Origin of the sequence: Nocardia sp. NPDC058658, from assembly GCF_042716665.1 — a bacterium.
In the GTDB taxonomy this organism is placed as follows: Bacteria; Actinomycetota; Actinomycetes; order Mycobacteriales; family Mycobacteriaceae; genus Nocardia.
Genome location: NZ_JBHXRR010000009.1, coordinates 40,978 through 61,333 on the forward strand (window position 1 = coordinate 40,978; position 20,356 = coordinate 61,333).

Consider the following 20,356-nt stretch of genomic DNA (forward strand, 5'->3'; position numbering starts at 1 on the left):
TGCGGTCATGGGTGCCAAACCACTGTCGGAGATCATCGATCCGGGCTGGGCCCGGGCACTGGAGCCGGTCACCGACCGCATCAGCGAAATGGGCGAGTTCCTACGCGAGGAGAATGCCGCGGGCCGCGGCTATCTTCCCGAGGGGGAGAACGTGCTGCGCGCGTTCCAGCGCCCGTTCGAGAAGGTGCGCGTGCTCATCGTCGGCCAGGACCCGTACCCGACGCCCGGCCACGCGATGGGGCTGAGTTTCTCTGTCACGCCGCAGGTTTCGCCGGTTCCGCGCAGCCTGTCCAACATCTTCGCCGAATACAGCAAAGACCTCGGCTTCGATACGCCGACCTGTGGTGACCTGAGCCCCTGGTCGGATCAGGGTGTGCTGCTGCTGAACCGAGTACTCACCGTCACCCCCGGCGCGCCCGCCTCCCATCGCGGTAAAGGCTGGGAAGCGGTCACCGAGCAGGCGATCCGGGCGCTGGTCGCCCGTGACGAACCGCTCGTCGCCGTGCTGTGGGGCAACGACGCCCGCTCGCTCAAGCCCACGCTGGTCGACGCCGAGGTGCCCTACGTCGAATCGGCCCACCCCTCACCACTTTCCGCCTCGCGCGGGTTCTTCGGTTCGCGACCGTTCTCCCGGGTCAACGAACTGCTCGACGAACTCGGCGCCGACCCCGTCGACTGGCGGCTGCCCTGACCCGGGGCGTCGCCCGCACCAGAAGAAAATGATGAAGGAGCACAACCCGATGCACATCACTACCATTCGCGCCGCGCTGGCGACCGCCGCCGTAGCCGCCGCCATCACCGCGGGTGCGGGCTCGGCCTCCGCCGCGGGCCTGCAGCTCGAGCCCTACACCGAGCAGGCCGCGCCGGTCACCACCACCCAGGTCGGCGAGGAATGGACCTCCACCGGCAGCTCCACGATCTCCTCCGGCGTGAACGCGAAGGTGACCTGCCTGCTGCAGAACACCTTCAGCGCGCTCGGCGCTGCGTGCTGAGTCATTAGCGGCTGGCGCCGCGGGATTTTCGGCCCTGAGGGCCTCACATCCGAAGGGCGATACTGCGCCTGCGGCGTTCCGTCTCGCCCTTCGGATGCGAGGCGGCCGAAAATCCGTGGTGGTTCAGTCCCGGTGTGGCGTTGGTCGCGTCGGGTGAGTTGGTTCCACTCGCGGGAGTGGGTGACCTCTAAGCGAGGTTGACGTAGTTCGGCTTTCGCTTGGCTACGAAGGCGTCTACACCTTCGTAGCCGGTTGTGCTGTTCGCGGCGGCGGCGATGCTGTCGCGTTCGGCGTCGAGCTGCTGGTCCAAGGTCGCTGTCGGCGACTGGGCCAGCAGCTTTTTCATGGCCGTGTAGGTGGCGCGGGGGCCGGTGACGAAGCTGTGCGCGACGCGCAGGGCTTCGGTGCGGATGTTCTCGTCTTCGACGGTGCGGCTCAGGATGCCAAGGCGGACAGCCTCTTCGGCGCCGAGGACGGCATCGGTGAGCAGGATCTCGCGGGCGCGGCTCAGGCCGACGATGCGGGGGAGCAGCCAGGACATGCCGCCGTCGGGGGAAAGGCCGATGCCAGGGTAGGCGGGGCGCAGTTTCGTCGAGGGGCCGCCGATGGCGATATCGGCGGCGCAGACCAGGCTCATGCCCGCGCCCGCCGCCCAGCCCTGCACGGCCGCGACCACGGGGACGGGTGTGGCCGCCAGCGCGCGGACGAAATCGTGGAGTTCGGTGGCCTTGTCGTGCAGGTAGGCGCCGCGGTCGTCGGCACCGGCGAAGTCGCGGACATTGCCGCCCGCGCAGAAATTCGCGCCCGCGCCGGTGAGCAGGATCGCGCCGACCGACGGGTCGAGGGCGTGCAGGGCCGCGGTGCCCGCGTTGATCAGGTCGAAATCCATCGAGGTGCCCGCGGCGGAGGTGGCGATGGTCAGCTGCAGCACGCCGTCGATGACCTCGGCGGCGGGGACCGGTTCGGTGGTACTCATGGGCGTCACCTTAAACGGGGCTCCGGCGCGCGACGGTCGTGGGCAGTGACGCGGGCGCGGGTATGCGCCGGCTCGCGGCGAACTGAACCCGGCGTAATAGTACAAAACGACGCTCGAGAATCAGTTTTCTGACTATTCGGAGGCGTTGTGGTCGATTACGCCGGTGCGGAGCATCGTTGGCCGCGCATTGTGGGCGGCGCGGGGGATCTAGCCCGGGTCGCGGCGCCACAGTTGTTCGGGGAGCAGGGTGAACGGGTCGGCGCGGTGGATGCCGGTGTCGGTGAAGCCGTGCCTGCGGTAGAAGGCGTGGGCGCGGGGGTAGTCGGCGAAGACCCAGAGGGTGCAGGGCGATCCGGGGGCGGCTGCCTCGATCAGCGCGTCGGCGACACCGGTGCCGTGCCAGGCGCTGCGGACGTACAGGGCCTCCAGCTCGGTCTCGGCGGCGGGCCTGCCTGCGCGCGCTTGCCGACAGGACGAATCGGTGAACAACTGGCCCGCGCCCGCGTCGGCGCGCTGCCCGGAGGTGGCGATATCGGTGAGCGCCGACAGGTGTGCGTCCGTATCGCCTCGCTGCCCGGATATGGGCGAATCGGTGGCTGAGGCGAAGCCGATCAGGCGGTCGTCGACCAGCGCGACCGGCAGGCGATGGGTGCCCTCGGCGCGGCGGCGTTCCCAGGTGATCGCGGAGCGGTCCAGGTCGAAGCCGTCGAGGATGTGGGCGGGGACGAGGGTTCCGTAGACCTCGCGCCAGCTGGCGATGTGGCAGGCGGCGAGTTCGGTGACCCGGTTCGCCGTCAGCGGCGCGATCCGCCAGTCAGACACGACGGGCCTGTGCTGGAACGACAAAACCCCGGATCACCCACGAGGGGTGCCGGGGCGTCGTCGGCAGAATGTACGGGCTGAAAATCAGCCGCGGACGACCTTGCCCGCCTTCAGGCAGGAGGTGCACACGTTCATCCGGCGGGTGTTGCCAGGGGCAACCTGCGCACGCACGGTCTGGATGTTCGGGTTCCAGCGACGGTTGGTGCGCCGGTGCGAGTGCGAGACCGACTTCCCGAAACCGGGGCCCTTGGCGCAGACGTCGCAAACGGCAGCCATGTCGCGAGCTCCTTCATGTCATAAGCGGTCACGGCGCACGAATGCCCGTTGAACCGGAAACTGATGTCGTCAAAATGCCTTGCCGACTGACGTCGGCCAGTGCAGACCCACGTGGGCCGCACGAGGCAACCCTGCAAGACTAGCGGGCCGGGCCTCGAAGTTCCAAACCGGGCACCCCGGTCGAATCGCCGAACACAGCCCGGATGAAGGCCCGTCCGAGGACAGCATACCCGGGCCTGTACGGCGGTCGTGCGCAGGCTGGGACCTCGCCCGCAGACCCACACCCCAGCCCGCGGTTGTCGCAGATCGGACCTCGCCCGCGGCCCCACGCCATCGCCGGGGTGCGCAGCCCCGACCATGCCCACAGCATCTCCAGTGGTTGTCGCAGGCCGGGGCGGTTGCGCATTGGGGTGCTGTCGGTCGCTGCCGCTAATCTGGCGGGCGTGCTCGGCGCGCGGGCACGCAGAACGGGGAGCGAGGTGGCGGTGGCGTACGTGCGAGAGTCCCTCGACGGTCCCGACCTGCTGGTCTGGGCGCGCAATTGCCGCACCGACCTGGAACTGCGCCGCGCCGAGATCGACGCGCTCAACGTCTTCCCCATCGCCGACTCCGACACCGGCACCAACCTCCTCGCCACCATGCGCGCGGCCGTGGCGACTGCCGAGCGTGCGGTGACGGACGCCCGATCCGCGGGAGTTGTCGCGTCGGGAGACCAGGTGGTGGGGGATGCCCGAGCCTTCGCATCGCCGGGAGACCGGGAGGCGGATGGCCGAGACGTCACCATCGCAAAGCTGGGAGTCCTCGCCGACGCTGATGCTGACGCTGATCGTGCCGAGTTCGATGGTGCCGAGTTCGACCGTGCCGAGGCCGACGGTGTCGAGTTCGACGGTGTCGAGGCCGACGGTGGTGACGCCCACCGCGCCGACGAACCCTGTGTCGATGATCACCGTGCGGCAACCGAGGGTGCCGACCTGGCCGTCACCGACGAGCCGTCGCCGCACTTCATCGCCCAAGCCTTGGCGCGTGGCGCGACGGCTGGTGCGCGCGGGAACTCGGGGATCATCCTGTCGCAGGTGCTGCGCGGGGTCGCCGAAGCTGTGGTGACCGGCCCGTTGACCGGGGAGCGGCTGCGGGAGGCGCTGCGGCGGTCGGCGGTGCTCGTGCGAACCGGGCTGAGTGCGCCGGTCGAGGGCACGATCCTGACGGTTCTGGACCGGGCTGCGGTGGCGGCCGCCGAGTCCGCCGACCAGTCCCTGGTGACCGTTGCCCGAGCCGCCGCCGACGGTGCCGCACGCGCCTTGAGCGAGACACCGACCCAGTTGGGTGTGCTCCGCGCGGCGGGCGTGGTCGACGCGGGGGCGCGGGGACTACTGGTGCTGCTCGACTGCCTCGTGGCGGAAGTCTGCGGTGAACCGCCGGAGCGAGTCAGGTACACCAGGGGGGAACGCGCGGCCCACGGCCCACACCGCCGTTCCGGCGACGCGAACACCCGAGCTGACAGGCACACCAATGACACCCACCCGGCGGGCGATGTAGCTGACAGGTCCACCAGTGCGATCCAGCAGGCGGGCGGTGTAGCTGACAGGCGCACCGTCGACACCGACTCCGCAGGCGGTAGAGCTGACGGAGAATCACGCCCATGGGCAGGCGCACCGGACGGCGTGACCGGCCACGCGCCCGAATTCCTGGTCGAAGACGCCTCGCGGCGAAACACCGGTAAGCGGCCCGGTGACATCCATCACGACGTGGCGACCAGCGCCCGCCGCTACCCTGACGCGGCCGACCGGGGCGGCCGGAATCCCGAGGTCGACCACGATCGCCGGGAACAGACGGCCGATCCGCACTTCGAGGTCATGTACGTGATCTCCGGCACCGACGATGCCGCCGCCGGTCGACTGCGAGATCGGCTGGCCGTGCTCGGCGACTCGGTCGTCGTGGTAGGTGACGGTGCGGGCACCTGGTCGGCCCACGTGCACTGCCGGGACGCGGGGGCCGCGATCGAGGCGGGGCTCGCGGTCGGGACAGTGACGGCTATCCGAATCGAGAGTTTCGCGGTGACAGCGCCACTCGGCGGCCACCACGAGCTCCACATCGACGGGCTCACCACCCAGGACGCTGAGGGCCGGGACGGCGCGCGCGAAAACTCCGCACCGCACGCGGGCGGCGCAGACAGCCGACGCGTGCCACACGTCAGCGGCGCCGGTGATCAACCAGCGCGCCCGGGGTGCCGAGATCGTGCGCAGGCAACCGAGGAAGTGTCCGACGGCCGGGACCACCGCGTCGCCGGCGGCGACCCGGGCGATCACGATGTCCTCGCCGATCGTGGCGTCCTGGCGGTGGCCGCGGGCGCGGCCGCCGCGCGACTGTTCGAGGATGCCGGGGCAACCGTGCTGCGGGGCGATCGGCAGGTCGATACGAGCACCCTGCTGCGCGCGATCCGCGCGATGCCGAACCGAGAAGTGCTGGTCCTGCCCAACGGGGCATTGCCCGCGCAGGAACTCGTCGCGGTCGGTGTGGCCGCGCGTGACGACTCGCGTGACGTGCTGCTGCTGCCGAGTTCGTCGATGGTGCAGGGCCTCGCGGCGCTGGCGGTGCACGACCGGGGGCGGATCGCGGTGGACGACGCGTTCGCGATGTCGGAGGCGGCGGCGACCACGCGGTGGGGGGCATTGCGGGCGGCGCGGGTGCGGGCGTTGACGATGGTCGGAATGTGTTCACCCGGTGACGGATTGGGTCTGGTCGGCCACGATGTGGTGGTGATCGACCCCGATGTGGTCGGCGCGGGACGCATCCTGCTGGACCGAATGCTCGGTCTCGGTGGGGAATTGGTGACCTTGCTGATGGGCGCCGACAGCGGCCCCGAGTTGGCGCAGGTGCTCGCCGAGCATGTGACGGCCGGTTTCCCCGGCGTCGAGGTGGTCGTGTATTCCGGTGGACAGCAAGCTGATCTGGTGCAGATAGGGGTCGAGTAATGGCGACGTTGAGTGACCGGCTCGACCACGTGCTCGGTGTGAAGGCGGCCGACCGGCTGACCGAGGCGTTCGACATGACCACCGTCGAGGACCTGCTGCGCCACTATCCGGCGCGCTACGCCACCCAGGGACAGCCCCTCACCGAGGAGGAGCCCGAGGAGGGCGCGCACATCACCGTGATCGGTCGCGTCACGAAAACCGAACTGCGCCCGATGAAGAACCGCCGCGGCTCGCTGCTGAAGGTGCAGCTCGACACCGGCGCGCAGCGTCCGATGGAGGTCACCTTCTTCAACGGCGACAAGGTGCGCTATCTGGTGAAAGAAGGTGTGCGAGCGATGATGTCGGGCACCGTGCACTGGTGGCGCCCCGACCGCTGGAACCTCTCGCACCCCGACTACCTGATCCTGCCCGACAAGCCGGAAGCCGGCGTGGAGGAACTCACCTCGGTCCGCGGCAGCGGTGCCCTGCGCGGCCTGGCGCAGAGCGCGAAAGGTGCGGGGGGAGTGGATGCCTCGTTCTTCGAGCGCGAATTCGTGCCCGTGTATCCGGCGACCGCGAAGGTGCAGAGCTGGGACCTCCTCGCTTGCATCCGCCAGGTCCTCGACCAGCTCGACCCCATCGAAGACCCGCTGCCCGCCGACCTGCGCGAGGAACGCCAACTCCTCCCGGTCTCGGACGCGCTGCGCCTGGTCCACCTGCCCGAACACAAACTCGACATCGAAAAAGCCAGGGACAGACTGCGTTTCGACGAAGCGCTCGCCTTGCAGCTGGTGCTGGCCGAACGCCGCCACGAGGTCGAGGGCCGCACCGCCCCCGCGTGCCCACCCTCGACGAACGGCATCGCCGCCGCCTTCGACGAGCGCCTGCCGTTCGAGCTCACCGAGGGCCAGCAGCAGGTTCTGGAGGAAATCTCGCAGGACCTCTCGCGCACCCGCCCTATGCACCGCCTGCTCCAGGGTGAGGTCGGCTCCGGCAAGACGATCGTGGCACTGAACGCCATGCTCCAAGTAGTGGACTCCGGCCGCCAGTGCGCACTGCTCGCACCGACCGAAGTCCTTGCCGCCCAGCACTATCGGTCACTACGCGCCATGCTCGGCGACCTCGGTAACGCGGGCGAACTCGGCGCCGCCGAGAACTCGACGAAGGTCGTACTGCTCACCGGCTCGATGTCGACGGCGGCGAAGAAGGCAGCCCTGCTGGATGCGATGACCGGCGAGGCGGGAATCGTCATCGGCACGCACGCTCTGATCCAGGACGCCGTCGAGTTCTACGACCTCGGCCTCGTCGTGGTCGACGAACAGCACCGCTTCGGTGTCGAACAGCGAGATGCCCTGCGCGCCAAGGCGAAAGACGGCATCAGCCCGCACCTGCTGGTGATGACCGCGACCCCGATCCCGCGCACCATCGCGATGACCACCCTCGGCGACCTCGAAACCTCCACGCTCACCCAGCTTCCCAAGGGCCGCTCGCCGATCGTGTCGAAAGTCGTTCCGCGCAAACTACATCCGGGCTGGGTGGATCGCGCCTGGGAGCGCATCGTCGAAGAGGTCGGCCAGGGTCGGCAGGCCTATGTGGTGTGCTCGCGCATCGGCGAGGATCCCGACGCACCACCGGCCAAGGGTAAGAAGGAGAAGGAGCCCCCCACCACCGCGGCCGCCGTCGAGATGTACGAGACGCTGAGCGCGGGTCCCCTGGCAGGAGTCCGCGTCGGTCTGCTGCACGGCCGGCTCCCGTCCGACGAAAAAGACCAGGTGATGCGCCAATTCAATGACGGCGCTATCGACGTCCTGGTCTGCACCACCGTTGTCGAGGTCGGTGTCGACGTGCCGAACGCGACCATCATGGTGATCGTCGACGCCGACCGGTTCGGTGTGAGTCAGCTGCACCAGCTTCGCGGACGCATCGGCCGAGGTAAGCATCCCGGCCTGTGCCTGCTGGTCACCGATGCCGCGCCCGGCGGGACCGCGATGGCGCGCCTCGAGGCGGTCGCCGCGACCACCGACGGCTTCGAACTCTCGGTGCTCGATCTACGTCAGCGCCGCGAAGGTGACGTCCTCGGTTCGGCCCAGTCCGGCACCGCTCGCTCGCTGCGCCTGCTCTCGCTGCTCGACGACCTGGAAGTGATCACCGCCGCACAGGAACTCGCCCGACACGTCGTCGCCGAAGACCCCGGCCTGGTCAACCACCCCGGCCTCGCGGGCATGATGCACGCTGCCGTCGACGGCGAACGGATCGAGTACCTGGCCAAGAGCTAGGTCGGCACCGCGCGGGTGACGGCGTTCGCGGCGGAGTGCGGCAGACGCGGGTACGGCAGGTCGGTGCTGGTGTGCTCGACCACGGCCAGCGGTCGCCCGATCTGCGGAAACGCGCGCTGCGGGCACGAGGGCCGCTCGCACACCTTGCATCCGGGCCCGATCGGCACCGCGACCTGCGGGTCCTCCAACTGGAGACCCTGCGAATACACCAGCCGGTCGGCGTATTCGAGATCGCAGCCGAGCGCGATGACGAAGTTCTTCGACGCCGTCCCGTGGCCGAGTGGCGCGGGCGGAGTGGTGCGCGCGATCCACAGGTAGCGGCGCCCGTCGGGCATCTCCGAGATCTGGGTGAGGATGCGCCCCGGTTGGGCGAAGGCTTCGTGGGTCACCCAGAGCGGGCAGCTGCCGCCCACGCGGGAGAAGTGAAAAGCGGTGGCCGACTGGCGTTTCGAGATGTTCCCGGCCCGGTCGGTGCGGACGAGGAAGAACGGCACCCCGCGCTGCCCCTGTCGTTGCAGCGTCGCCAGCCGATGGCAGATGGTCTCGAACCCGACTTCGAAACGCAGCGCGAGCAGGTCGACGTCGTAGCGCAGTTCTTCGGCCGACCGCAGGAACCGCCCGTACGGCAGGATCAGCGCGCCCGCGAAATAGTTGGCGAGGCCCACCCGCGCCAAAGTTCGGGATTCGCCTGTGAGGGCCCGGGATTCGGCGAGGACATTGTCGATCTCGCGCCCGTAGAGCAGCAGTCCGAGGGTGGTCGCGATCTGGAAAGCCCGCTGACCCGGCCGCAGCCGTCTGGCGAGGGTGAGGGTTCGGGTGTCGGGGTCGTAATGGCGTTTCGGGATCGTCGGATCCGCGCCGTCGCCACGCACGAGCACAGTCACACCGGCCCGTTCCTCGGCGATCCGGGCGAGCTGACGATCCAGCGAACCGATACTCAGCCCGGATTCCTCGAACAACTGCTCGGCCGCGTGATCGAGGGTCGAGATGTGGTTGCGATGGTCGTAGAAGAAGTCGCGCACATCCTCGTACGGCATGGGGGTGCCCGGTGCGCCGGTCGGGGTGTCGACCCGCGAGGACAACAGGTCGAGCTGATCGGTTGCCGCGCGCAGCCGCCGGTGCATCGCGATCACGATCCGCGCCACCTCGGGCAGCCGCGTCGCCAGTTCCTCGACCTCGGTGATCGGCGCGGTGTCGCCGCCGCCCGCGGCTTCCACCAGCACCTCGTGCAGGTCCGAGACCAGCCGCGCGTCGGAATCGGCGGCGAAGAACTGCACGTCGAGGTCGAAGGTCGAGTTGAGTTTCAGCAGAACGGGAATGGTGAGCGGACGCTGGTCGCGTTCCAGCTGATTGAGATAGCTCGGTGAGAGGTCAAGCGACTTCGCGAGCGCTGCCTGGGTCATTCGCCGTTCTTCGCGCAGCCTTCGTAGCCTGGCCCCCGCGTACATCTTCCGCACGACGAAGATCCTAACGCGACCTGTTCGCAATATTCGCTGAACGTCGCGAATGGGCGTGGAAATGTCCAGTGCTGCAAGGGATTTTACGCGATGCTACTCGTGCGTAATGTGCGAAGAGTGCCCTGAGCGGCATGGTTACGTCCCGGTGTGTCGCGCACACCGGGAAATCTCACAGCCAAAGGGGGCCGCTCATGAAAATACGCCGGTTACCGCTGTTTCGGTAGAGATCGCAGTCGGGAGTTCGCCCGATCGCCGAGGCGAAACCGGTCACATGGTCGGCCACCCGCACCGCGGGCCGCTCGCCGCGGTGAGATGTGACGGCTGGGTGAACGTAACTTCGCAGGTGGGTGGGTGTGCGGTGTGAACAATGCGGCGAACCCACCTTGCGTGTCCGGCGCCGGTTCGTGGCCGGGTACCGTAGGCCAATGTTCTCGAAAGTCTTGGTCGCAAATCGTGGTGAGATCGCTATCCGTGCCTTCCGCGCGGCCTACGAACTCGGCATCGGAACGGTCGCGGTGTTCCCGTACGAGGACCGCAACTCCGTGCATCGCCTCAAGGCGGCCGAGTCCTACCAGATCGGCGAAGAGGGCCATCCGGTTCGCGCGTACCTGTCGATCGAGGCGATCATCGAGGCCGCCAAGAGTGCCGGCGCCGACGCGATCTACCCCGGCTACGGCTTCCTGTCCGAGAACCCCGACCTCGCCGCGGCCTGTGCCGCCGAGGGCATCACCTTCATCGGCCCCACCGCCGAGATCCTGGAGATGGCGGGCAACAAGGCCACGGCCATCGCCGCGGCCAAGGCGGCCGGGCTGCCCACACTGAAGTCGAGCGCGCCGTCGGCTGATATCGACGAATTGCTCGCCGCTTCAGCCGAACTCGAATACCCGATCTTCGTCAAGGCCGTCGCCGGTGGTGGTGGTCGTGGCATGCGCCGGGTCGCCGCGCCGGAGCAGCTGCGGGAGTCGATCGAAGCCGCGTCGCGTGAAGCGGAGTCGGCGTTCGGTGACCCGACGGTGTTCCTCGAGCAGGCCGTGGTGAACCCGCGCCATATCGAGGTACAGATCCTGGCCGACCAGCACGGCAATGTGATGCATCTGTTCGAGCGGGACTGTTCGCTGCAGCGCCGCCACCAAAAGGTGATCGAGCTCGCGCCCGCGCCGAACCTCTCGCAGGAACTGCGCGAGCGCATCTGTGCCGACGCGGTGGCGTTCGCCCGCCAGATCGGCTACATCAACGCGGGCACCGTCGAATTCCTCCTCGACGAGCGCGGCAACCACGTGTTCATCGAGATGAACCCGCGCATCCAGGTGGAGCACACGGTCACCGAGGAGATCACCGACGTCGACCTGGTCCAGTCGCAGCTGCGCATTGCGGCGGGCGAGACCCTCGCCGACCTCGGCCTGAGCCAGGAGACGGTGCAAATTCGTGGCGCCGCCCTGCAGTGCCGCATCACCACCGAGGACCCGGCCAACGGGTTCCGCCCCGACACCGGCCGCATCACCGCCTACCGCACCCCCGGCGGCGCGGGCATCCGCCTCGACGGCGGCGCGAACCTGGGTGCGGAGATCGGCGCCTACTTCGACTCGATGCTGGTGAAGCTCACCTGCCGTGGTCGCGACCTGCCCGCCGCCGCTGCCCGCGCCCAGCGCGCGCTGGCGGAGTTCCGCATCCGTGGCGTGACGACCAACATCCCGTTCCTGATGTCGGTGCTCGACGACCCCGACTTCCAGGCGGGCCGGGTGACCACCTCGTTCATCGACGAGCGTCCCGAACTGCTGACCTCGCGGGCTTCGGCCGACCGCGGCACCAAGATCCTGACCTATCTGGCCGACGTCACCGTCAACAAGCCCAACGGTGACCGTCCGACCACGGTGTACCCCTACGACAAGCTGCCCGCCGTCGACCTGACGCTGCCGCCGCCGGACGGTTCGCGTCAGCGCCTGCTCACCCTCGGTCCGGACGGTTTCGCGAAGTCCCTGCGTGAGCAGAAGGCGCTCGGCGTCACCGATACCACGTTCCGTGACGCGCACCAGTCGCTGCTGGCGACCCGCGTGCGCACCAACGGTCTGCTCGGTGTGGCCGGGCACGTCGCGCGACTGACTCCCGAGCTGCTCTCGATCGAGGCGTGGGGTGGCGCGACTTACGATGTGGCACTGCGCTTCCTGCACGAGGACCCGTGGGAACGCTTGGCCGCCTTGCGCGAAGCCGTGCCGAACATCTGCCTGCAGATGCTGCTGCGCGGTCGCAACACCGTCGGCTACACGCCCTACCCCGAACAGGTAACGCGCGCTTTCGTTTCCGAGGCTGCCACCACCGGCATCGACATCTTCCGCATCTTCGACGCGCTCAACAATGTCGATCAGATGCGCCCGGCGATCGACGCGGTTCGCGAAACCGGTACCGCCATAGCCGAAGTCGCGCTCAGCTACACCGGCGACCTCCTCGACCCGAACGAACAGCTCTACACCCTCGACTACTACCTGAAACTGGCCGAACAGATCGTCGACGCGGGCGCCCACGTGCTGGCCATCAAGGACATGGCCGGTCTGCTGCGTGCCCCCGCCGCCGCGAAACTCGTTACGGCCCTTCGCAGTAACTTCGATCTGCCGGTGCACGTGCACACCCACGACACCCCCGGCGGACAGCTCGCCACCTACCTGGCGGCCTGGCAGGCCGGTGCCGACGCCGTCGACGGTGCGTCCGCGGCGATGGCGGGCACCACGAGCCAGCCCGCGCTGTCGGCGATCGTGGCGGCCACCGCGCATACCGACCGTGACACCGGTCTGAACCTGCAGAACGTGTGCGATCTCGAGCCGTACTGGGAGGCGCTGCGCAAGGTCTACGCACCGTTCGAGTCGGGTCTGCCCGCGCCGACCGGTCGTGTGTACACCCACGAGATCCCCGGTGGTCAGCTGTCGAACCTGCGTCAGCAGGCGATCGCGCTCGGCCTGGGCGACCGGTTCGAAGAGGTCGAGGCCAAATACGCGGCCGCCGACCGGCTGCTGGGTCGCCTGATCAAGGTGACCCCTTCGTCCAAGGTCGTCGGTGACCTCGCCCTTGCCCTGGTCGGCACCGGCGTCGATATCGAGGACTTCGCCGCCGATCCGGGCCGCTACGACATCCCCGACTCGGTGATCGGCTTCCTGCGCGGCGAACTCGGCACCCCCGCGGGCGGCTGGCCCGAGCCGTTCCGGAGCAAGGCACTGGCCGGACGCAACGAACCCAAGCCCGAGACCCCGCTCAGCCCGGCCGACCAGAAGTTGCTCGACGGCTCGTCCGCCGAGCGGCGCGAAACTCTCAACCGGCTGCTGTTCCCCGGACCGACCTCCGAGTTCAACGCCCACCGGGAGAAGTACGGCGACACGACGGGGTTGTCGGAGAACCAGTTCTTCTACGGCCTTCGTCGTGGCGAAGAACACCGCGTGCAGCTGGAGAGGGGCGTCACCCTGCTCATCGGCCTCGAGGCGATCTCCGAGCCCGACGAGAAGGGCATGCGCACGGTCATGTGCATCATGAACGGGCAACTGCGCCCGGTCGCGGTGCGCGACCGGTCCGTCGCCTCCGAGGTGCCCGCGGCCGAGAAGGCCGACAAGAACAACCCCGGCCACATCGCGGCGCCGTTCGCCGGTGTGGTGACCCTTGCGGTGTCCGAGGGCGACGAGATCCACGCCGGTGACACCGTCGGCACCATCGAGGCGATGAAGATGGAAGCGGCCATCACCGCGCCGCGCGCCGGCGTGGTCGGCCGGATCGCGACCACCAAGGTGGCCCAGGTCGAGGGCGGCGACCTGTTGGTGGAACTGGTCGCCCGCGAGTCGGAATGACACGCATCGTCGCGGGTGTGGCGGGCGGGCGGCGCTTGAAGGTGCCGCCCGCGGGCACCCGGCCTACCTCCGATCGCGTGCGCGAGGCACTGTTCAGCGCGATCGACTCCCGCCTGGATCTGGACGGGACGCTGGTCCTCGACCTGTACGCGGGCTCGGGTGCGCTCGGCTTGGAGGCGCTCTCGCGCGGGGCTCAGCACGCACTGCTCGTCGAATCCGACCGCAAGGCGGCCGATGTGGTGCGCGCCAATATCGCCGAACTCGGCCTGCCCGGCGCGGAATTGCGCCTCGGCAGCGTCTCCTCGGTGCTGAAACAGACCGCGCCCAAGGCCTACGACGTGGTGTTTTCGGATCCGCCCTACGACGTGAGCACCGAAGACGTCATCGCCGACCTCACCGCCCTGGCGACCAACGGATGGCTCGCCCCCGAAGCGCTGGTGGTGGTGGAGCGATCGAGTCGCTCACCCGAAATCACCTGGCCCGCAGGTTATGTAGCCTTGAAGACCCGCAAGTACGGGGAGACCAGGGTCGAACTGGCAGAGTTCGGTGCTGCAGCGTGTCGAGAAACCTAGATAGTCCCGGCATCCAGCTTCGCCGGGCCGGATCAGCGGTGCGGCGTCCGTCAACACCACGGCCGACCAATGACCTGGCAATAATAGCCGACCTCCAAAGGCTGGCGACATTGATGTGGGCCGCACAAATGCCTACGGATGTCCAACACGAGACGGACACGCTGATCAGACCGTGAAAAGCGGGGCACCGCGAACGCCGCGTGGGCGCTGTTCGCTACCATTGATGGCCCTCGCGACCGGCCTGGCCGCGAAGCTGCCCTCGTGATTCAAGCGGACTCCGAGAGGCGATTCCCGAGCTCGGAAAGCTTCACGAAGTAGCGCCGCGCAGAAATGGTGAGTAGCGTCGCGCCGACCTCCGTCTTCCAGGTCTCGCGGTCGGCGTCATGCGGCTCTACGGGATGGAGAGCGTAGTTCCGGACATCACGTAAATTGTGTGCTTGAGCGACGACCTCTGTGATCCGGACGGTGCTGGTGATCCTCCTCTCGCGCATCACAGCACTGGTCAGCTGGATCACCGCGGCAACTTCGCGTCCTTCCTCGACCTTTTTCGTGAGCGCACTCGGTGGTGAGGGCACCATCCGTGCGAGGTTGAACCACGCCGCCTCTGACGCTGCCGCCAGCAGGCTGGACGACGCGAGATACAGACCGCGCTGGAGAGCATGTCGGCTCTCCCGCACCAGTTCTTTGCCGCGTACTCCGAGAATCTCGTCCAGGTCGGCCAGCAGCTCATCGACAGGGAGAAGCGTGTCACTGCCGTCGGTGGGTGAAGGCCTCACTGCCATGTATCGCGGTACGCTGCCGCTGCCACTGCCGATATCCGGAGAATGGACGGTCACCGGCACGGTCGTGCCCATGCCTGGGATGGTGATCGGGATTAGCTCTGGCTGATGGTCGTACTGGTTTCCCGCACTACGGGCAAGGATGCCTTCGGCGAGAAGCTGCGCCACCGCTTGGCGAATGGCGTGGCGACCACGGAACACTGTCAGATGCGGATCTGACGGGTCCGGCGGCGCGAGCAGCCTTCCTTCTGCCGCCGGCTGGCCCGTGAAGGTGGAGCGCTCATTTGGCCTCCGAACGCCGACTGCGGCTAGCCATCGGTCCTCGAAGTCGGTCAGCAGGACCGGTTCTGTCGCATCGGCGAGCGCCGCCAGGATTGCCGTGCGCGCCACCAACACGTCGGCTTCGCGAGGCGTCACGGCTTTCTGCACCGCAGATACGAACGGTTCGTCGATATCCATAATTCAAGTGTCATGGATGGGTCTGACATCTCTAGTTCGCGCCACGTCAGTTCGTTCATCGGTATGGACACAGCCACCAGGCCACGCAGAGACGAGCTTGCAGATCGTCGGCGTGCGGAGCGGGATGAACCGAAGGAAGACGCGGAACGACGTCGAGCTGCTGAGATCAGAGACCGAGCGCCGGGAAATCCGGGCTGCAATCGCCGAGGCGATGGACAATCGTACTGTCCACCCGTTGAGGGCGGAGCGACACGTGGTCCCCGAGGACCCGCCGAAATGACCGGACTTCGGCAACAGATGACATTCACGAAATCGGACTGCCTTCGGATACTTCCGGACCTCGCAAATTCGGCCCCGAACGGGGCAACAGGCGTCTAGCCCTGCACCCGATCGAATCCCGCCGTGACAGATGTACTGAAGACATGCTTGGTCGCAAGGGTGGATAGTGATGTTTCCACCAATAAGTTGGATAAGGACGCAAGAGAACGGACGCTTAGGACTCCTTAACTTCGACATCTATGGTGAAGTCGACCCGGCGCATGAGATCCTGCTACCATCTTTATGGACGATTCGCAACGAGACGGGGGGCCTAGTGTGACCGAAAATATTCCGACGGGATTCGAACGATTCTACACACGTCCAACCGATCATGACGTAGAGACCGCAATAAGCAACGCCACGGTAGTGTTTGACACGAACGTGTTCAACAATATGTACCGCTTCACTCGCAGTTCGCGAGAGGCCTATGTGAAGCTTTTCGTGAGCGTAAAAGATAGACTTTTCGTTCCACATCAGGTAGTCACTGAGCTATATCGCTCGCGCGTTGGTGCAATTTCGGGTCGTGCACATGACATCGCGCAGCGAGAGAAGGATATAGACGAGGCCAAGAGTGGCCTACTTGAAACATTTAGGAGACTGCACGAGAGGCTCGGTATTCCCCAAGCTGACCATTCTGAGTTCACTAATACCATTAATGCTGTGATACGTGAAGAAATCGACAGGCTAAAACTCGGGTTGGATGAATTGGGCCCCGCGGTCCGCCCGGAGGATGACTATATCTTGGGGTCGATACTTGACGTAATAGACGGAAGAATCGGCCCGCAGTTCTCTGACTCTGATTGGGACAAGCATGTAAATGAAGGGAACAGGCGCGTAGGTCGCAATGAAGCTCCGGGATTCAAAGATAAGTCGAAGAAAAATCTGAAACCAATCGACGTAAGCGACACAATGCAGCTTAGAGAACTGGCCGCAGGCGATTACTTGATCTGGCGACAGATGATCGACTATGCCAAGAATAGTAATTCGGATATCGTCTTCGTCTCAGACGACAAAAAGGAGGACTGGTGGCATTTTCAAAATAAGCAGCCTGTCCACGGTCGGATGGAGCTTCTCTTAGAGTTCGAAGCCGAGAGTGGATGCAAAATTACTTTCGTCGATTCGACTCAGTTTGCTCAGTCGTTTCCCGACTTGGACGATGAAGCGCGTGACAGAATCTATGATGCCGCACGCTCCGCGGCGGTACACTACTTTCCAACGATTTCACGTAGAGCAAGTTACGCCCATCTTAGTGGTGAGGATCTCGAAGCCGTAGACCTTAGGTATTGGATTGTCGGAGCTCAGGTGAGAGACCAATCGAATCCGCTCATAATTGCAGAGGGTGGGCGGGTTGTTCGAGCATGGGGTGTAAAGCAATGGATAAAGCGTGGCAATAAATGGGAGGCTATCTCAACTGGACAGCTTACCAACCAAGACCTTGAGGACGTAGATTCTCCCCTTCTGATCGGCGATACGCTGGACACGCGTATTGGCGGTGCTTATTTTCCAGTCACAGTTGATGAGCTTGGAAATATCTGGCGCGCAAATGAGCTACTCAAGCCTGAGGCTGAATGCCGCTACTGTGAACTACCAATTCCGCGCACGGATGGCGGCGAGTACGGTTCTTACAATTACGGATATATCGGATTCTGCAATGATGACTGTTACGATCGCGCCGACTTAGATCGAGTTCTAAGCAAAGAAGACTGATTTTCCTGATAGGCCCGGATGGGAGCGTGGGGTATTAAGGCAGGCGTACAACATTTTTAAGCTATTACGGCCAGGCAGTCGCCATCGGCGGGCGCGAAGGTCAGGTCGCCTCGACACCGCTGATTGCCTCGATGCTACAGACGGGCAAGTTCATCCGTGACTGGGACGGTAGCGACAGCGCTGCCGTCCGAGACGGGACATGGTGTGGATTTGGCGTTGGGCGAGAGCGGTTTTCACGATGTTGAGACTATGGCTGATGCGAATCGGGTCCCACCTGCATACCTTACGCGCATGTCGGACTGCTCGACGGAGGGCCGACGCAGTACCGGAACGTTGTATGGCGACTCATGATCGACCTGCGACGCACACCACTGACACTTCCTCGCCTGCCCGGTTCAGCGGCGGCGCGGCTTCCGTTGACACTTCGGACAGGAAAACGACGATCTGTTCATGAATTGCTCTCGAATCAGCAGCGTCGCGCACCGATCACAGGGTTCGTCTTCGCGCCCGTAAGCGGCCAGTGACCGGGAGAAATAGCCGGATTCACCGTTCACATTCACGTAGAGCGCGTCGAAGGAGGTGCCGCCGACTGCCAGCGCTTCGGTCATGACCGCGGTGACCCCGTCGAGCAGGGTGCGCACGACCGGGCGGGTGAGGTCGGCGGCGATGCGGGTGCCGTGCAGACCGGCCCGCCACAGTGCCTCGTCGGCGTAGATGTTGCCGATGCCCGAGATCACCGTCTGGTCCAGGAGGACGCGTTTGATCTCGGTGTTCTTGGCGCGGATGGCCGCGACCACGGCTTCGCGGTCGAAGAGTGGATCGAGCGGGTCGCGCGCGATATGGGCCACCGAATCGGGCACCACGGTGCCGTTGACCTCGACGAGTTCACCGAGCGCCCAGCCGCCGAAGGTGCGCTGGTCGACGAAGCGCAGTTCGGCGCCGTCACCGAGCACGGCCCGGATGTGCGCGTGCTTCTCGACGGGCGCGTCGGCGGGTTGGACGAGCATCTGACCACTCATGCCCAGATGCACGACCAGCGCGGTATCGGGCTCATCGAACGTGAGCCAGAGATATTTTCCGCGCCGCTGCGCCGAGTCGATCCGCAAGCCGGTGAGCCGGGCCGCCAGATCAGCACCACCCGCGACGTGCCTGCGCACAGCTCGCGGGTGGGTGACGGTGACAGCATCGATGGCCCGGCCGACCGCATGATCGGCGAGACCGCGCCGAACAACCTCTACCTCGGGCAGTTCGGGCACGGATCAGGCTTTATCAGAAGAGGATTCGTCGGTGAGCGCCTTGTAGGCGGTACCGGCTGCCTTCTGCTCGGCTTCCTTCTTGGAGCGCCCCACACCCGAACCGTAGGGATGACCGGCGATCACCGTGGTGGCGGTGAACTCCTTGTTGTGGTCGGGCCCGGTGGAGGTGATCTCGTAGGCGGGCACGCCGAGACCGCGCTCGGCGGTGAGCTCCTGCAGGCTGGTCTTCCAGTCGAGGCCCGCGCCCATGCGGGGACCACGCTCGAGCAGATCGGCGAACAGGCGCAGCACCACTTCACGCGCGGTTTCGATGCCGTGCTCGAGGTGCACCGCACCGAGCAGCGACTCCATACCGTCGGCGAGGATGCTCGGCTTGTCACGGCCGCCGGTGAGCTCTTCGCCCTTACCGAGCAGCAGGTACTGGCCGAGTCCGCCGTCGCCGAGACCACGCGCCACCTCGGCGAGCGCGTGCATGTTCACCACGCTGGCGCGCAGTTTCGCGAGCTCACCCTCGGACTTCTCCGGATGCTCGGTATACAGGCGCTCGGTGATGCTGAGGCCGAGTACCGAGTCGCCGAGGAACTCGAGGCGCTCGTTGGTCGGCAAACCGCCGTTCTCGTACGCGTACGACCGGTGCGTCAGCGCGAGGCGCAGAAGCTCCGGTCGTACGTCGACACCGAGGGCGGTGAGCAGGCTGGCTTCATCGGCCGCGCCCACATTGTCTTTACTGGCTGTCACGTTGCTAGGAATGATCTACAACGATCAGACTGCAGAGGTGACCTGGCGGCCCTTGTAGGTACCGCAGGACGGGCACGCGATGTGCGGGAGGGTCTTCTCACCACACGCGCGGTTCGGGCAGGTGACCAGGGTCGGCGCGGTGGCCTTCCACTGGCTGCGCCGCGACCGGGTGTTGGAACGCGACATCCGACGCTTGGGAACAGCCACGGCTACTTCTCCTCTTGGTTTTCGCTGACTACACCGGCATCGGAATGCCGCGGCAGCGGTTTGGTCTTGGTGGTGGAACCCTCAGGCGGGGTCGCCGGTACCGGGCTCTTCAGTCGCGAAATTCGCCAACTTCGCCCAGCGAGGGTCCAGTATCTCATGCCCATGATCAGGACCCGCAATCGCCATCCGCACACCGCACTCGGGGCACAGGCCCGCGCAGTCCGGGGAGCACAGCGGCTGCAGCGGAAGCTCCAGCCCGATGGCGTCGAGGATCACCGGTTCGAGATCGACGAGGTCGTCTTCCATGCGGTAGACCTCGGCGTCCTCGGTCGTCTTCTCGGTGTTGCTGTCCGGGTAGGCGAACAGCTCCGTCAGACGAATCTCCACTTGGTCGTCGAACGGTTCGAGGCAGCGCGAGCACTCCCCGACCGTCGGCCCGGACGCCGTGCCGGTGATCAGCACACCCTCCGAGACGGCCTGCAGTTGCAGGTCGAGTTCCACCTCGGCGTCGGCCGGGATGGCGATCAGGTCGAGACCCAGCCGCTCGTGGTCGGTGACAGTGCGACGCAACTCCCGCATGGTCCCCGGCCGACGGCCGAGATTGCGGACGTCCAGCACAAAACCGGCCTCCGACACAGGACCATTGGTCTTGCGTGGACGCGCGGGCGAACCGGAACCGGCGGACATCACTGATCTCACTTACCGTTGAGGGGACAATGGGCAACCACTCCACAGTACGGCAGGAC

Annotated in this window: 16 protein-coding genes; 7 read left to right on the top strand and 9 right to left on the bottom strand. The window is 66.2% G+C overall.

The genetic code is table 11. From position 1 onward, the window contains the following. Window positions 1-7 precede the first annotated feature (7 nt). Window positions 8-691, top strand: coding sequence for a uracil-DNA glycosylase (locus tag ACFWUP_RS15495; RefSeq protein ID WP_379234678.1), 684 nt, complete (start codon window positions 8-10; stop codon window positions 689-691). 49 nt (window positions 692-740) lie between these two features. Next, window positions 741-992, top strand: coding sequence for a hypothetical protein (locus tag ACFWUP_RS15500; protein WP_379234679.1), 252 nt, complete (start codon window positions 741-743; stop codon window positions 990-992). 187 nt (window positions 993-1,179) lie between these two features. Here the strand turns inward: ACFWUP_RS15500 and ACFWUP_RS15505 are convergent, their stop codons facing one another. From ACFWUP_RS15505 to rpmB, 3 genes are all read right to left on the bottom strand, one after another. Continuing rightward, complete coding sequence (locus ACFWUP_RS15505; protein WP_379234680.1) at window positions 1,180-1,968, bottom strand: enoyl-CoA hydratase/isomerase family protein; 789 nt, start codon at window positions 1,966-1,968, stop codon at window positions 1,180-1,182. 207 nt (window positions 1,969-2,175) lie between these two features. Further along, window positions 2,176-2,790 (bottom strand): GNAT family N-acetyltransferase, encoded by a 615-nt coding sequence (locus ACFWUP_RS15510; protein ID WP_379234681.1) that lies wholly within the window; start codon window positions 2,788-2,790, stop codon window positions 2,176-2,178. Window positions 2,791-2,874: 84 nt separating this feature from the next. Continuing rightward, a complete protein-coding gene (gene rpmB / locus ACFWUP_RS15515) occupies window positions 2,875-3,066 on the bottom strand; it encodes a 50S ribosomal protein L28 (protein WP_011210730.1) in 192 nt (63 codons plus the stop codon). A gap of 494 nt (window positions 3,067-3,560) precedes the next feature. Here rpmB and ACFWUP_RS15520 point away from each other — a divergent pair, with 494 nt between their 5' ends. Both ACFWUP_RS15520 and recG read left to right on the top strand, forming a co-directional pair. Further along, window positions 3,561-6,038, top strand: coding sequence for a DAK2 domain-containing protein (locus tag ACFWUP_RS15520; RefSeq protein ID WP_379234995.1), 2,478 nt, complete (start codon window positions 3,561-3,563; stop codon window positions 6,036-6,038). Further along, complete coding sequence (gene recG, locus ACFWUP_RS15525; protein ID WP_379234682.1) at window positions 6,038-8,293, top strand: ATP-dependent DNA helicase RecG; 2,256 nt, start codon at window positions 6,038-6,040, stop codon at window positions 8,291-8,293. Before ACFWUP_RS15520 ends, recG begins: the two co-directional genes overlap by 1 nt. Here recG and ACFWUP_RS15530 read toward each other — a convergent pair. Then, window positions 8,290-9,750, bottom strand: coding sequence for a short-chain fatty acyl-CoA regulator family protein (locus ACFWUP_RS15530; protein ID WP_379234683.1), 1,461 nt, complete (start codon window positions 9,748-9,750; stop codon window positions 8,290-8,292). The genes recG and ACFWUP_RS15530 overlap by 4 nt on opposite strands. A gap of 425 nt (window positions 9,751-10,175) precedes the next feature. Between ACFWUP_RS15530 and ACFWUP_RS15535 the strand changes: the two genes are divergently transcribed. Together ACFWUP_RS15535 and rsmD are read left to right on the top strand one after the other, a co-directional pair. Continuing rightward, complete coding sequence (locus ACFWUP_RS15535) at window positions 10,176-13,574, top strand: pyruvate carboxylase (protein WP_379234684.1); 3,399 nt, start codon at window positions 10,176-10,178, stop codon at window positions 13,572-13,574. Further along, on the top strand, window positions 13,571-14,146 hold the full coding sequence (gene rsmD, locus ACFWUP_RS15540; protein WP_379234686.1) for a 16S rRNA (guanine(966)-N(2))-methyltransferase RsmD: 576 nt from the start codon (window positions 13,571-13,573) through the stop codon (window positions 14,144-14,146). Before ACFWUP_RS15535 ends, rsmD begins: the two co-directional genes overlap by 4 nt. A 266-nt stretch (window positions 14,147-14,412) precedes the next feature. Here the strand turns inward: rsmD and ACFWUP_RS15545 are convergent, their stop codons facing one another. Further along, complete coding sequence (locus ACFWUP_RS15545) at window positions 14,413-15,384, bottom strand: hypothetical protein (protein ID WP_379234688.1); 972 nt, start codon at window positions 15,382-15,384, stop codon at window positions 14,413-14,415. Window positions 15,385-15,978: 594 nt separating this feature from the next. Between ACFWUP_RS15545 and ACFWUP_RS15550 the strand changes: the two genes are divergently transcribed. After that, window positions 15,979-17,409, top strand: a complete 1,431-nt coding sequence (locus ACFWUP_RS15550) for a PIN-like domain-containing protein (protein ID WP_379234690.1) — start codon at window positions 15,979-15,981, stop codon at window positions 17,407-17,409. Window positions 17,410-17,804: 395 nt separating this feature from the next. Here ACFWUP_RS15550 and mutM read toward each other — a convergent pair whose 3' ends face one another. The 4 genes from mutM to ACFWUP_RS15570 form a co-directional block, all read right to left on the bottom strand. Further along, window positions 17,805-18,665, bottom strand: coding sequence for a bifunctional DNA-formamidopyrimidine glycosylase/DNA-(apurinic or apyrimidinic site) lyase (gene mutM, locus ACFWUP_RS15555; protein ID WP_379234692.1), 861 nt, complete (start codon window positions 18,663-18,665; stop codon window positions 17,805-17,807). Window positions 18,666-18,668: 3 nt separating this feature from the next. Next, window positions 18,669-19,403: a ribonuclease III gene (gene rnc / locus ACFWUP_RS15560; RefSeq protein ID WP_379234694.1), complete on the bottom strand. Its 735-nt coding sequence runs from the start codon at window positions 19,401-19,403 to the stop codon at window positions 18,669-18,671. A gap of 24 nt (window positions 19,404-19,427) precedes the next feature. Continuing rightward, entirely contained in the window at window positions 19,428-19,610 is a 183-nt protein-coding gene (rpmF, locus tag ACFWUP_RS15565) for a 50S ribosomal protein L32 (protein WP_040708879.1), read from the bottom strand. Between the two features lie 81 nt (window positions 19,611-19,691). After that, the gene (locus ACFWUP_RS15570) at window positions 19,692-20,297 is read right to left on the bottom strand and encodes a YceD family protein (protein ID WP_379234696.1); all 606 of its coding nucleotides are present in this window, start codon (window positions 20,295-20,297) and stop codon (window positions 19,692-19,694) included. Between the last annotated feature and the right edge of the window lie 59 nt (window positions 20,298-20,356).